This is a genomic window from Aureispira sp. CCB-E (genome assembly GCF_031326345.1).
Lineage (GTDB): Bacteria > Bacteroidota > Bacteroidia > Chitinophagales > Saprospiraceae > Aureispira.
In genome coordinates, this window is sequence record NZ_CP133671.1 from 674173 (window position 1) to 689458 (window position 15286).

Consider the following 15286-nt stretch of genomic DNA (forward strand, 5'->3'; position numbering starts at 1 on the left):
AACTAATATAAATATGCTTTTGTGTAACTAAGCTTGCGCTCTCACGAGCGTAGCGAGCTAACTAAAAGCGAAGTGATTACGAAGTAGTCGGCTAACTATTAGATAGTTATAACTAAATATGAAACAATAAGTAATTAATTTTTGTTGTTATAACCGCTGATACAGGATCTATAGTGTTTTATTCCATTCGTCCTGCAACAATACACGTTTTTTTGAATCGCTTGACAGTCCCATCGGGGCGGAATATTTCTATCGCCAAGATATGAATGCCAACCCTTGCTTTTTTTCCTTCATTATTGGTACCATCCCATTGCAAGCTGCCCTCTCTAGCCAACAGTTCTCCGTTGATTAAGTTCCGAACCAAACGCCCTGTCGCATCGTATACGTCAATCGTTGCCACATAACCCAAATCATCTACATTGTAATTGATTAATAGGAAGTCCTCATAACCGTCGCCATCGGGAGAAACTGTTTCATTAGGGAGTTGAATTAAGTCGCTCCCATCAATATCATTAGCGTAGAAACTAGAGTTTTGGTAAGCAGGTGTTGCATAACCTACTTTTGTTGCTGCCGAATGCCAATTATTGGGATCATTGGTTGGAGCATCAAAGTCAATACGTTCTAAAGAAACACCATTTTGATCATCAATTAATGGAGAATGATAATCTTCTGAATAATCAAATAGGTCCATTACTTTTGCCAAATAAGCAATTTTTGGGTTGCCTAAACTATCAATACAAGTAGAATCATAGACCGCATATAAAAAGACAGTACCCTCTTTATCGTCATAAGTTGGCAAATCATTTTCAGCAAAGAGTTCTGGGTTAGGGGTATAATATTGTTCTCTTATTTGATCGGCATCTTCTGTAATAACAACATATTCATTAGGAAATACTAGCCAATCTATATCGACAGGACGAGTTTGAACAGAAGATGCAATTGTTGAATTTTTATAGGGAATTGATTGGTTAGAGAGAACGAAGTCGGCTGTATTTAATACTTTATTAGATCTATTGTATAATTCAATAAAATCTTTACCTCCTGTAACAGGATTAAATAGAATTTCATTTAGAATGAAATCACCTTTATTGAGATCTTTAGGAGAAACAGGTAATGCAACACGAGCTGTATTTTTTAACGCAATTGAATTTCCTACACAGTCGGTTACCCTTGAGTTTATTGTTATGATATATGTTTTATTTGAATCTAAATTTCTGTCTAATAAAAGCGTGACACTATTGTATAATGGAGGTTCAATGAACACAGATGTAATGTTGATATTACCATCGTTGAAACTATAATTACTTGCTGTAGCCCCTGCAACGTCAGCGATTGCTTCAGAGAAATAAACTCGGATGCTATCTGGGCTTAAAGGAAATGCTCTTAGCGCATCTGGAGATTGTACATCAGGGGCAGTATTTAACACAGAGTTGGGCGTTGAAGGTGTCCCCCCCAGTAAATTCTCAGATGCTTTCCAATTGTCTGCTGCCTCGCAAGGACGATCAGGGTTAATGCGTTCTAGAGACCATCCCCCATCATCTTTATCCGCATTTTGATACCAAGACAATTCATAAGCAACGGCATCAATCACCTCTCCAGATTGGTCTTGTAAAACCAATTCATCGCTAGTATTTAAATCGGGAAAAGGACTAACAGGCAACACGTGACCAAAAGAAGCAAAACTAACCGTATCGTCACCACTATAAATGGTAACGTATTCACCAGGACCTAAAATAAAGAAAGGTAGTGTTGATGTAACAGAAGAGGCATCTGTAAACGTGAAATTTTCTAAATTAAATGTTTTGTTAGAACGGTTGTATATCTCTACATATTCTTTTTCTGGCAAACCAACAGGAGGGTTAGGGTCCGCCATTATTTCGTTAATAATTAAGTCGTAATGGCTAGCTGCACCAGATTCATAATAAGTCATTGATGTGGTGCCAATACCCATACTGTTGCCAACACAGTCCTCCAAATTATTTAAGGTAATAGTGTAAACGGTTTGATCAACCATATTTGCGCCTAGTGTTAAAACAACTTCATTGTTAGATAAGCAAATTACGGTCACAACAATAGCCCCATTGTCAATGGAATAACTACTGGTTAGGCTTGCTAGGTTTTTATTCAGAGCATCATCAAATTCTATCAATATTTGATTTGGACCATATTGGCGGGTATTGATGACACTTGGAGGTGTATTATCAACCGTATTATCATAAACAGAATTTTGAACCCCAGGAGTACCGCCTGTATTATTGTTAGAAGCAATCCAATTTGCAGATCCCTTGCATAGTAGGTTAGGGTTGATTAATTCAAGTGTCCAGCCACCATCATCTTTATTATTATCTTGATACCAAGTATCATTATATTCCAAACTGTCCAAAGTAGTTCCGTTAGGGTTGATTAGCATTAGTAGTTCTCCACTATTGGTTAGACTTAAGCTATTTATAGGAACAACAGTACCAAATCCACTAAAACTAGCTTGATTAGAAGCTGTACACAAAATTACATATTCTCCTGGTCGTAGGATATGACTTGGAAGAAGGTGATTGCTAGATTCAAACAAGGCATAATTGGCAAGATCAAGTGTTTTGTTACTACGGTTATAAATTTCCACAAATTCCGCATTGGGCAACCCGACTACAGGAGTTGGGTCAGCATGTATTTCTGTGATAATAAGATCTTGGTAACCTGCTAATTGGATTTCGTAGTAATCAAAAGAATCGATTGTATTGGCAAGAATAGTATTTCCAGAACAATCAGCAACATTATTAACGGTTACTATATAATTGGTCAAATCAACCATTGGAGCAGTTAAGGTCAAAAGAACTTCGCTTGGAGGAGAAAAATTGACACTAGAAATAGTCGCATTGCTAATATTATAATTGCCAAGTACATTGGCGTTATTGTCTAAGCCTTCATTAAAGGTAAGAAGAACTTGGGTAGCACTTGTAAAATTAGCATCGACCAACAAGGGACCTTGGGTATCAGGGGTATTATTGTATACCGAGTTTTCTTGCCCAGGCGTTCCTCCTGCTGGGTTGTTAGATGCAATCCAATTAATAGCCCCTTGGCAAATTAAGTTAGGATTAATCAATTCAAGCGTCCAGCCTCCATCGTCCTTAACGGCATCTTGGTACCAACTATCATCATAATCAACACTATCAATCGTTTGTCCTAATGCATTTTTAAAGGTGACCAATTCACCCCCATTAGTTAAAGTCAAGGAACCAATATTGAGTGTCGTTCCAAAAGAGCTATAAGCACTAACATTAGCAGATGCTGTTAAGACTACCATAGAATCGGGAAATAACAAAAAGCTAGGCAAGGTCTTATCACTTCCATCATTAAACAACATACCTCCCAAATCAATGATTTTGTTGGAGCGATTTAGCAACTCTACAAATTCTGCATTGGGTAAGCCAACCGTAGGAGAAGGATCGGCGTGTATTTCGTTGATAATAATATCTTGAAATGTTGCTGCTTGGACATTATAATAAGTGAAATTATCTGTTCCATTAACAATAGCATTGCTATTTAAATCTTCTACACCATTGATGGTAATGGTATTTTGCAAAGCACTAGTTAATGCACTTGTTGTGAGATGTACCAGCATTAGGTTGCTCGCATCTCTAGTTGCCGTGTTGACAGTAACTCCATTGTTGATCGTATAGTTGGTGGTAAGATTAGCAGAGGTCAAGTCAACAACTTCGTCAAAAAGCACGTCTACTTCTGTTGCAGAAATAACCGTTGTTGAACTAATGCTAGGGGGTGTGACATCAACAACTAAAGGAGATATATAGATGTTGTCAAAGAAAAATTTATCGCCTCGGGTAGTTGTATAGGATGTGAAAAAACCAAAATGTGCGCCTGTATTATGAGTGGCATCAGTAAATGTCCCTTCCGAAACGTACGTGTTACCACCTGTATAATCTGCAAAAACTTCCCAAACTCCTGCATTGTCACGAATGATTCTGAAACTTACATTAGGATTGGTTGCAACCGCAGCATTGGTGCCACCAAATATTTTTGTAGAACTGCCCGCATCTACTCTATAGATTTCGATAGAGTCACTGCTACCACTAGAGCCAATTTGAAGGAAGTAACCATTTCCTGTATTACTGAGAGTTGCCTCATCTGATTGTAGGTAAACTCTGGTATAATTGGAAGTAGAAGGGGCGAAATCCATGCGGACATAAAATTCCCAAAACGTAGAGTCTTGAATAGCTGCAGGAGTGCTTAATTCTGAACTAGCTGAAACGCCTAAGTTATCTGTTTGCAACTCGTTCGTTACATTTACAATAAAGTCCGAAGTTGTTCCAACCCAAGTAGGATTAGCAGAAAAATTGCCATCCGAAAAATCTTCTTGAAGGGTTTGTGCTAGGCTAAGATTATTGATCCAGATAATCAAAAAAAGTAAGAAAATGTATTTCATTATACTATTGTTTGTCTATTATTATTGGCTACTTTCTTTTATAAGCTGGGTTGTCAGTATAAAAAGTATAGGAATAAATTAAACCTATTACCAAGTGTATTTTATAGTCTTCAAATTCTAGTCAATTTAAGTAAAAATAAAGACTCTAAGATTAATTGAAGGTTAAAAGTTTGCGAACTTTACAGAAATCCAGATAATTGTACAAGGCTACCTTTTTATTTTTTTATGCAACCTGATAATAATTCGGGGTTAAAATGTACTGCTTCTCAAAAGTATTCTTCCTATCTTTGTTTTATAAAAAAACATTCTGTGACAACCTTCGGGAGGCAGAAAAACTAAAAAACTAAGCTTGCGTCCTCATGACCAAAGGGAACTAACCTTGCGCTCTCATGAGCGTAGCGAATAATAATCAACGGAGTATTATTGTTTATTACTTATTACTTATTACTTATTAAAAAAACAGAATCATGAAAGTAGCTGTTGTTGGCGTCACAGGTATGGTGGGCCAAGTTATGTGTCAAGTATTGGAAGAACGCAACTTCCCAATTACAGAGTTTTTACCCGTCGCTTCTGCACGTTCCGTAGGTAAACAGGTGACATTTAAGGGGAAACAGTATAAGGTAATAGGAATGCAAGAGGCAATAGATAAGGCACCTGATTTAGCTATCTTTTCTGCAGGAGGAAGTACTGCAAAAGAATATGCCCCTAAGTTTGCTGCTGTTGGAACTACTGTGGTAGATAATTCTTCGGCATTTAGAATGGATGCCGATAAACCTCTAATCGTGCCTGAAGTAAACCTTCATGTTTTAAAACAGGAGGATAAGATTATTGCCAATCCCAACTGTTCGACCATTCAACTCGTCGTCGCTTTAAAACCTCTACATGAAACGTACGGCATTGATCGTTTGGTAATATCTACGTATCAATCAATGACTGGCACTGGTGTACAGGCTGTCAAACAATATGAAGAAGAAATGGCAACAGGAACGGCTAGTAATCCTGCTTATCCACACCCCATTTTTCAAAACTGTTTGCCTCATTGCGATGTCTTTTTTGATAATGGCTATACAAGAGAAGAACTAAAACTTGTTAAAGAAACACGCAAGATACTAGAAGATAGTAGTTTAAGAATTACAGCAACAGCTGTTCGAGTTCCTGTACAAGGAGGACATTCTGAAAGTGTGAATGTTAGCTTTCACAAAGATTTTGAAATTACAGAATTAAAAACTATATTAGAAAGTGCAGATGGTCTTGTCGTTGTAGACAATCCTACAAATAATCAATATCCAATGCCATTGGATGCTCAACACAAAGATGACGTTTTTGTAGGAAGAATTCGCCGAGACGAATCGAATGAGAAGACTCTCAATATGTGGGTTGTTGCAGATAACTTGAGAAAAGGTGCTGCTACAAATGCCGTACAGATTGCAGAGTATTTGCTTCACAAAGGATGGCTAACTAATGAAACAAAAACAGCATTAGCTGATTAATAAAGAGTTGGTCTGTTAAAATCAGCGATTATCAACAGACTACTTATGATGAAATATATTATGCTATTCAATGGTTGCTATTAAGTGGAATATGTATTGTATAGCATAAGTTTTGTTCTATGCTCTTTTAATTGAATGAAATGACACCCGAACTAGAGCAAATTCGAGATGAAATAGATGAGCTAAGTGCCTTCAAAGCTGACATTCAGTTTTTGGAGGCATTAGCTAATAATGCCATTTATTGCCTAAGCCAATATCAAAAAAAAGATATTCCTTTCCGTCTCAAGCAGGCTATAGATATTGTTATCACTGATGTTTTAAATACATTAACTAAAGAAGTTGAATGGGCCAAAGAGGAAGTTGATAACGAAGATGCAGAGGAATTTAAAGCCTTATTTCTAAAAGCCAAAAACCAAATCTTAGCCGATATCAATCAATTGTTCTAAGCTTTAATGGTAATGCTTACGACTCTTTAACCTTTCAATCTGAGGTTGCTTTTTTCAATCATTCTATTTGGGAACGTTGCTCTTAATTAGAGATTAGAAAACTTTGTATTTCTTCTACTAATTGAGGAGGGTATCCCATGCCCTAAAGTCACATACCTATCCCTTCCTTTTTTAAGATTAACCTCGACTATTTTTTTACTATATGATGGTATCGTGACAGATGAAATTAGCCATGAATGGAGTCTTTTTTATAGAGTTGAAAGTCCTGAACTTAGCAGAAGTTAGTGGAGTGGATTTATATTTGAATAAAAAATAAAAAAATATTTTTCATTTTTTTGTTCGCTTGATGTGTTTTTAATAGCATGTTAATCAATTGGTTGTGTTTGACTGGGTGTTGTTGCTGTTTCGACATATTTTTTAAAAAGGTATAAAAATATTTTCTAAAAATAGGGGAGCTTTTGTGGACCTAACGACTATAAGGTAAAATAGCACATCAACTAGCTATTGTTCTTATTAAACTTGTGAAAATAGAATATTATGCCAATCAGTATTCCTGTTATAACGAAAGTAAAACCAGCCCAATTAAATCCATTAAAGAGTGGTCAACGACAAATTGCAACCGATAGAAAAGGTGCTATGATGTTGGCGGAATTGCGAGGTAATTTAGATGTTATCTCTAAATCAATTAGAGCCGCAGAAAGTGACCCAGAAGCCGATCCAATAGGTTCTTCCATTTCTAGTCTAATTGTACTAGATTGTAAAACAATTGCCGATCCCAATCCTTCTGATTACTGCGTGTTTTTTCCTGAAGCAAAAGCAGGGTCGTTCAAAAATACATTTAAAGAAATTGATAAAGTTGTCAAAAAGGGAGACAAACAAATTGCAACTTGTCAGGTTGTGTTTAATGGCAAAAAAGAAGGAGAAAACTTAATCTTGGGTATTGAAGCACTTTCTGCTTGTAAGATGAAATTAATGCCTGTAACAAAATGGCTCAATAAATTAGGCAAGCCTTATGGGGTTAAGTTCGAAGCAGGAGCAGCTACCGTTACAACCAATGAAACTGCCCCTAGTCCTGAAACAGCAACAACAGAAAGCCCCAAAAAAACAATCCTAGACCAATTGGTAGAGCGTTTGGAGGCTGTAGAAGCAAGTCATATCAATAATCCTAGTCCTGATACCTTACAAACATGGAAAGGCTTGTTAGGAAAGTTTAAAAAAGTAACCATTCAGCGCCCAGATGATAGTTTGATACAGCAAACATTTCAGGAATGGTTAGCCAAATTTAAAGCAGCTCAAAGTGGCAATCAGGAACAAACAAACAACAATGTACCACAGGAGGACGATGAAGCAACAATGGCCTTGAGAGCAAAAGTACAAGAGTTGGAAGATCGTCTGAATGCGGCAAAAGCCAACAGTTCTCTCAATCTAGAAGAATTGGTTAATGAATATAGCTTCTTGATGGGAACATGCCAGCAAATTGCCGCAACACCGAATTATAAAGCAATTTTTAAGAGAGTAGGCGATTTGAAAAAGCAATTCTCTAGCGTGTTGGATGGAGCAACAGCTGAAATTATGAATAATCAAGAGCTGAAAAAAGAGCTGATGCGCCAAATTAAAGAAGCGGCCAAAGTTGGGGCAGAATTCAAAAATGAAGCAGAGCGCTTGTGGAATGAGTTCCGTGATTATACGAAGACAATTGCCTCACCATTAGAGGCTAGAGCAGCATTAGAACAGGTAGAGAAAAAGATACAAGCGTTTCAGAAAAAAGTAGAAGAACGTTCTAGAGGTTTGATTCTGTTATCTAAAAAAGCAGGTGTTGGAAATGCGACTAAAATTTCAGAGCACATGACGGCTGTACGTAGTAAAGCTACCAAAATGAAAAATGCCATACAAGCACAACTTAAAGAAGCGGATAAAACCATCCAAATTATAGAAAAATTGATGGAGGAATTTAACAAGACATTTGATGCTTCTATCCAAGCAAAAGTTGTTCAAGCGATCAATGATTTTAGAAAAATTACCTTTGAAATTTAATTCAATTATCCAATTTATTCACAAAAATAATTAGCAGACAAGCACTGCTGTTAACGATAAAAAATATAAAATTATGCCTTTTGATTTAGCAGAAAATAACATGAGAACCTGTAGAAGGGTCGTAAATGCAATAGATAATCACTCTATTTTTGTAACCTACCCCACTGTAAATGACTTTATTTCTAGACAAAATGATCTTGTACAATTGGCAAGTTCGGAAGCAATTCTTATCTCTAAGTACAATGGAATAAAATATTATAGAGATTGGTTGATAGAGAATATAGCTGGCAAAATTGATGCAGGGGCTGTCCAAAAAGGAAATAATGATTTGGAGTACACGACTAACATCACCAATGCCTTAGGAAATCATCCCAAGCCTGTCGACGAAGGAAATCCAGTGGTAGGGGCAGCTATAAATTTGTTGGTTGCTGAGATTAAGCAAAAAGCAGCTAATATAGAAGCTGAAAATAGAGCCGATGCCTTGGCTCGTTTCCAAGACTATGTTATTGCTGAAATGAATCGAGCATATGCTGGTGATTATGCCTCAGGGCAAGAGGAGGCAACAATGGAGGAAATGTATAATATTGATGTACCAGCTGCACTAGGAGCGTTTGCAGACCAGTATGATACCGCTAGCTTTCTTAATGCAATGAAGGAGAAATTTGGAGAGGATGCTAAGGCAATAGATGGTTTACATAAAAGACAAATGAGGGAGCTATTGAGCGATGGAATTACCAAAACTCCTTTTTGGCAAGGCTTTCCTAGTGATTATGATTTGTTGGCAGGAGATGGTTTATCCGACAAGAAAAAGGTGGAGCAAGTGCTTTTAAAAGGAAAAGCCGACCCAATTGAATTTGCCTTAAATAAAATTAGAACCAATCCAGTTGGATATGGAATTGAAATGGAGACAGGAGAAAAGACGGTTCAATTGGAGGGCGTTAATAATGATATCGCTAATAAGGGAATCATTTTGCCCGAAGATGTGATTCGGATAAGCTTTCATAATATAGAAGGAGATATTAGAGACAGTTTGCAAGCATTTATAGATATAATCGTTGCGAATAGTGCTGATGTACAGGATTTGCTCAATGCTCCCAATTATCAAACGTTAAAGAATGGCTTAGATGATTTTGCCCCCGAAATGCAAACGTTTATATGGATAACTTGGAGTCAAAAAAATTATGAACTACTAATTAATAACATTAAGGGAATTAAATTGCCTCCAAAAAATAATTACACTTATGACAATACGGGGCATGTGATTATTAACTTGGTTGATGAAGTTCATAAATTAGGATTGCACCCCTCGGTACATGATGAAGCTGCCATGAAGTATTTGTTAGATCATGGTGTTAGAACCTTGCCTACACAAGATGATACGGATGTAATTAATATTGCAAAATTTGTAGTAACAGAGCGATACGCTGATTTTTGTGCTGCTAAAAACATTGAAGGTAAGGCAGTAGCCATTGCCAAAACATCAGCTTTATTGGCGACTGTCAATAGTATCGTAAGAGCAGTTAAGGGATCAGAGGGGAAACTAAATGATGCCTTAAATGCCGAACCAAATAATGCGGAGGAAGCATTGGATGCTGCTAAAGATGGCTTTATTGAACTATTTAGTATTGGAGATGTACTTGCAGATTTTGCTTTAACTGTTACTGGTCTTAATATTGCCAGTGCTGTTGCTACCATTCCTGGTTTTGTTAATGAAGCCAAAAAAGCAATGGATTTGCGTCAAGAAGCGAAAACGGAAATGAATAAGTGGACAGAGGAGCTGGAGAAACTAAATACTGCAATGGAAAACGATGCGAATGTTCATGCTGTTAATTTGCAAAACAAAGTAGATTACGAGTCAAAGATTTTTGCTTTAGGAGTTGTCTTAACTAAAAAGCTACGCCAATTTATTTGGGATATTGTTGAAATCCTAAAAAGAGTGTTGGCTATTTGTTCTACAATCCTAAAAATAACAGGTGTTGGAGCAGTTGTAGGGTTCTCTTTAGACCTTATTAAAACTACTATCAATGCCATTCAGCAATCTTACTTTTTGGGTAGAGCGATTTACAAAAAAAGAAAAGGAACCAAAGGACTTGACCGTCGTGCTGCTGCCGATCAATTTGTAAAGGATTGTTTTGTTGGGGGAGAGCGTTATGCCGCTGAAATTATCGTTAAGACAGGTGCTAATTCAAAGGTTAGCAACGAAAATATGAAGGTGATTACAGATCCAGATGCTTTTTTACTTCAGATAACCGAAATGTCGCATAATAGCCCTCAAGAGTTGGCTGCTTGTAAAAGCGTCATTCTTACAGATCTATTTAAGGCTTTGTCATCAAAACCAACAGCGACCCTTAGCCGCCTACTATTCCCAGGTTCAGGATTTATTAAGAGTTTTGCCTAATAGAACATAGCTAGTATCTATTGGTGAGGCTATGGAGATGCCTATTGCTCCATAGCCTTTTTTTATACCATTTAAGCGATCAATTATTGTCTAGCTTTTACTTTTTCTATAAATTTTTTTAGACGCTTAGCATCTTTAGGAGGGCATTGATTAGATGTTTTAACATTCAGTGATTTTAAGTTGTTTAGTTGCTCTAGCTCTTTGGGAAAATTAGTGATAGGGTTGCCCATAAACCAATATTCTAAAGCACTCAATTCACCAATACAAAGTGGCACATTCGTTTCGGCTATTGATAATGTCAATCGTTTGAGTTTTTGTAGTTTTCTAAGTTCTTTAGGAAGTGTGGTAACATTGATTAGAAATAACTTTAACTCTTTTAGATGCGTTAAGTTTCCGATTAAAGCGCTCAGTTTTCGGATTCGATAAGCGGTTAAATCTAATTTTTCAAGCTGAGTATTTTGAAAGATAGAATAAGGTATTTTAGTGCTGCCTTCAATGTTGAGGATCATATGTTTAAATCCTTTCAGTTTTAAGTAGTCTTCTTCTTTGAATCGATGTCCTTTTAAGCGAATCGTGCTAACTTCTTTTGAAATTTCCTCAACAGCAGGTGGTATGTGTTCTAAATACAATCCATTGACCAAACGATTGTGTGGCTTAAATTCCAATTCTTCGTAACGATTGATATAATCTCGAATGACACAAATAGAAACTTTAGAAGACATCAGGCAAAGTCCTTGTGCTTGAGTTTTTCCAGAAGCTCGATAAGTTGCATAAGCCAATAGATCCAAATCCCATCCACTAGAGCGTGCTAATTCTCTTAAGAATTGTGTGATTTTTTTATCTTCTTTAATTCTATAAGCTTGTTTTTGTAATAGCTTTTGAGTTTCGATGGACAAATGTTGAGTCAGGTATCGATTAAAAATAAGTGTTGCCTTTTTTCGGATAAAATTATTGGTATGAAAAAGCATTAGAGCTACAATTTCTTCAACCAAATGAGGAGGCATTCCTCCAAGTTCCATCATTTGGAGCGCAATTTCTAGGTTTTCTATGGCGGGGTTTTGCAACAACTCTTGCAGGTTTTGAGTAACCTCTGGCATTTGATGTTGGAGATAAGGAGTCTCCTTTAAATCCCAAACCATTTGTTCTACAATGACCTTTTCTTGATAAGGAATGACTTGCTCTAACTGTTTTCCTGGTTTTTCGCCTAGAACAATAAAGTCAGTGGAAGGACCAATTTTTTTATCCAAAATAGCGCCAGTATCCTCCAACCATACAGTGTACTCGCTTCGCTTAACCGTCAATTTGCCTACAATAGCCAAGCGTTTTTTATACAAAGTTTTAGGAGTGTTTAGAGGATATTTGTACAAGTATTCTAATACCATTTTACGATATTGACTAGTATTTGCATGTAGTGCGGTATATAGAATTGTTGGAGCAATCTCTTGAACAGCCGAGAATTTTTTTTGAAAGAGCCAACACAAGCTTTTGATTGCTTGGGGATGTACTTGATTTTTATATAATAAGGTAGAACGCTTCTTGCAGAGAGCAGCAAAAAACTTATCAAAATAGTATACGTCAGGATTTTTTCTGCCGTAGGAATACCTCAATGACATTTTGCTAGGAAGTGCATAAGAAACCAACTTAGGGAGCTGCATTAATGTATCTAAAATGATTTTATTATCTAGAAGCGTATTATACGACAGATCAATTTTTTTTAAGTGAGGGAGTTCTAAATGGCTAGGGAATTTTTCTAAAATATTATTAGAAAGATCTAATTCTTCCAACTGTTTCATTTGATGGATGATTGCTGGCAAAGACTTTAGCCGAGCAGATTGGAGACGAAGCACTTTTAAGTTTTTTAATTGAGGCAACCAATCTGGGAGCGTGCTAAGGTTGCTAGTACCTATTTCTAATTCTTCTAGATTAGTTAGTACTTGTAACCAACTAGGAAGTTCTACATAGTCGGTATGTCCCAATGTTAAGCCTGTTAAGGTTTTTAATTTTTGGGGAATAAATTCTTCATTGTAGCTGATGTGCAAATGTGTTGTTACATCTATATTGCGAATAAATTCTTTATAGGAATAAGCTGTTTTTTTCATCACTTAAGAGATTGAATAGGTTTTGAGGACTAGTGAGGATAAAAAATGAGGCTTTTTAATGTGAGAAACTTTGGACAATTACTTAAACAGTTTAAAATATGATTGGTTATTAGAGCCATTCAACTTTTTCTTGAATAGGTGTTCGTTTAGCTGTTTGCGAAGGGAGTTGGTGATACCCCATAAACAAAAAGCCTAGACAGCGTTGGCGTTCTGTCAAGTTTAGAAACGTTCGACAAGCCGAAGACTTAATAGTAGCAGGAGAACTCCAATAAGCTCCAATTCCATAGGCACTAGCGCTAAGCCAAATATTCTGAACAGCCATGGCTGTTGCAGCAATTTCTTCCCATTCAGGTACCCTTTCCTGAGCGTCACGCTCCATACAAATTGCAATGACATGTGAAGATTGTCTGGGTTTTTGAGCTGTTTTTTTGTATTTCATTTCTGAAAAATTGTCCTTAGATGCATTTTCTTTATAAAGCCCTGCCAGCAAATCTCCTAATGCGCCTAATTTTTCTCCAGTAATTACCTTAAACCTCCATGGTTCTGTCAGTCGATGGGTTGGGGCATGGTTGGCATTTTCCAATAGTTCTTCTATTATAGGTGAAGGAATTTTTTTATCAGTATAAGAATGTGGAAAAATAGCTCGCCTAGAACGAATGATTTGAGTACTAAGAGTACCTCTTTCTAATATTGTATTTGAATTCATGTATTTTGTTTTTGAAATTTCAGTAATTATTGAAACTTTTGTAAGCTTATGGTCGTTATCATAATATAGCATATAGATGCTTCATACAATAAGCTGCTAATTCTATCTGTTTTTTACTTGGTATTTTTTGTTTTTTATAAAAGAATATCAAGCATTATCTACTAATACTCTAAAGTTAATAATTTTTAATAGACTATAGTAATGAAAATAACGAACATCCACAAAAGAGTAATTCCTCAATCACAAGAAGAACTAGGTGCGTTATTGTTGACTTTGGCAACAAAGGAGGATAAAATTTGGCCCACCCAGCATTGGCCTAGTATGAAATTAGATAGAGGACTTGAACAAGGATCTAAAGGTGGACATGGTCCGATTGGTTATGTCGTGCAAAAATACATCCCTAACCAATTGATTCAGTTTCAATTTTTAAATCCTAAAAATTTTGTAGGCATACACAAATTTGAAATAAAGGCATTAACAGTAGATCAAAGTCAAATCATACACACCATAGACATGGAGGCAAAAGGTACTGGGATGTTTACTTGGTTGGTAGGAATACGTTGGCTGCACGATGCTTTAATCGAAGATGCTTTTGATCAAATTGAAAACCAGTTTTCAACCCAACAAAAGAAAACAAAATGGAATTGGTGGGTGAAAACACTTCGGTTTTTTCTAAAGTAAACTATTGTTACAAGGATAAAATAATAAAACAATGAATCAACCAACCAAACAAACGTACCAAAACGATTTAATTATTCAGAGTGTTTTTTATTTGCCGATGATGGCACTATACCCCATTGGTTTTGTAGAAATAGAAGTATTTATTATAGGCGCACTACTTCAATTTTTTGTCGGAGTCACTCAAGTCTTAAGTGGGGCATTTCACAGCATACGTTATAGAGACGATACCCACAAGCGTTACTTTTTACTGGCAGTAGGGTACTTGCTGTTTTTATTTATAGGAGGTACTTTGTTAGAGTACTTGGATGTTTATTTAGGTATTTTAGATAAGGTCTTCATTATTTTATTTCTTTTTATTATTCCAGTAGGTATTGCTACTTGGTATTATCGTTTGACATGGTTGGCTTATAAGAATGCCGATGTGTTCATGGATGGAAGCAGACAAAACGGGGCTTTTCGGGAGGATGTGTTAGATGATGTTATGTTATAAGTTTGATGAAGTATAATAGATTTTTACTTATGGAAACGCTATTAGTTTGGGGAATTAGTATTCTAGTAATTTTTTTTTATGGTAAAATAATCTATTCTTTTTACCAAAATGATAAGATGAAAGAAAGTAATCTTACGATTTGTCTAGGTTATATTTTTATTGCGATCATACTATTTATATTCCCTTGTTTATCTTTTTTAGGAAGAATAGGAGAATGTTTAGCAACAAGCAAATATTATGTTGGTATTATATTGTAGTAGTTCGTTGATTTTTTACTTTTTTACCAAAAAGATAAAAAATCACTATTTATAATAGTTTGATAATTAAAATTTTAACACAAAATGTAGTAAATTTATAACTTGTTAATTATCAAACTAATAAAGTTTTTCAACGAACTATTGATATTGGGAAATGCGATGATAAACAGTTCTTATATATTGACTGTGTGGAGCGTCCTACTTGCATTTAGTTTAGCTTTTTTGTTTTTAGTGATGGTTGTCGTGGTAC

The 15286-nt window shown here is 36.0% G+C and carries 9 protein-coding genes; 6 read left to right on the forward strand and 3 right to left on the reverse strand.

The window, feature by feature from the left end; translation table 11 throughout:
• Positions 1–178 precede the first annotated feature (178 nt).
• On the reverse strand, positions 179–4435 hold the full coding sequence (locus tag QP953_RS02565; protein ID WP_309553855.1) for a lamin tail domain-containing protein: 4257 nt from the start codon (positions 4433–4435) through the stop codon (positions 179–181).
• Positions 4436–4902: 467 nt separating this feature from the next.
• Here QP953_RS02565 and QP953_RS02570 point away from each other — a divergent pair, with 467 nt between their 5' ends.
• From QP953_RS02570 to QP953_RS02585, 4 genes are all read left to right on the forward strand, one after another.
• Positions 4903–5925 (forward strand): aspartate-semialdehyde dehydrogenase, encoded by a 1023-nt coding sequence (locus QP953_RS02570; protein WP_052597896.1) that lies wholly within the window; start codon positions 4903–4905, stop codon positions 5923–5925.
• A gap of 140 nt (positions 5926–6065) precedes the next feature.
• Positions 6066–6371 (forward strand): hypothetical protein, encoded by a 306-nt coding sequence (locus QP953_RS02575; RefSeq protein ID WP_156039804.1) that lies wholly within the window; start codon positions 6066–6068, stop codon positions 6369–6371.
• Positions 6372–6908: 537 nt separating this feature from the next.
• Positions 6909–8405 carry a hypothetical protein gene (locus QP953_RS02580; protein WP_309553856.1) on the forward strand — a complete coding sequence of 499 codons (1497 nt, stop codon included), beginning with the start codon at positions 6909–6911 and terminating at the stop codon, positions 8403–8405.
• A gap of 73 nt (positions 8406–8478) precedes the next feature.
• Complete coding sequence (locus QP953_RS02585; protein WP_309553857.1) at positions 8479–10803, forward strand: hypothetical protein; 2325 nt, start codon at positions 8479–8481, stop codon at positions 10801–10803.
• A gap of 83 nt (positions 10804–10886) precedes the next feature.
• On the opposite strand, the gene QP953_RS02590 is transcribed toward QP953_RS02585, so the two are convergent.
• Both QP953_RS02590 and QP953_RS02595 read right to left on the reverse strand, forming a co-directional pair.
• Positions 10887–12902, reverse strand: a complete 2016-nt coding sequence (locus QP953_RS02590) for a leucine-rich repeat domain-containing protein (RefSeq protein WP_309553858.1) — start codon at positions 12900–12902, stop codon at positions 10887–10889.
• Between the two features lie 109 nt (positions 12903–13011).
• Positions 13012–13608 carry a nitroreductase gene (locus tag QP953_RS02595; RefSeq protein ID WP_052597901.1) on the reverse strand — a complete coding sequence of 199 codons (597 nt, stop codon included), beginning with the start codon at positions 13606–13608 and terminating at the stop codon, positions 13012–13014.
• Between the two features lie 201 nt (positions 13609–13809).
• Between QP953_RS02595 and QP953_RS02600 the strand changes: the two genes are divergently transcribed.
• Positions 13810–14289 carry a hypothetical protein gene (locus QP953_RS02600; RefSeq protein ID WP_052597902.1) on the forward strand — a complete coding sequence of 160 codons (480 nt, stop codon included), beginning with the start codon at positions 13810–13812 and terminating at the stop codon, positions 14287–14289.
• 31 nt (positions 14290–14320) lie between these two features.
• The gene (locus QP953_RS02605; RefSeq protein WP_309553859.1) at positions 14321–14779 is read left to right on the forward strand and encodes a hypothetical protein; all 459 of its coding nucleotides are present in this window, start codon (positions 14321–14323) and stop codon (positions 14777–14779) included.
• Positions 14780–15286: the final 507 nt, after the last annotated feature.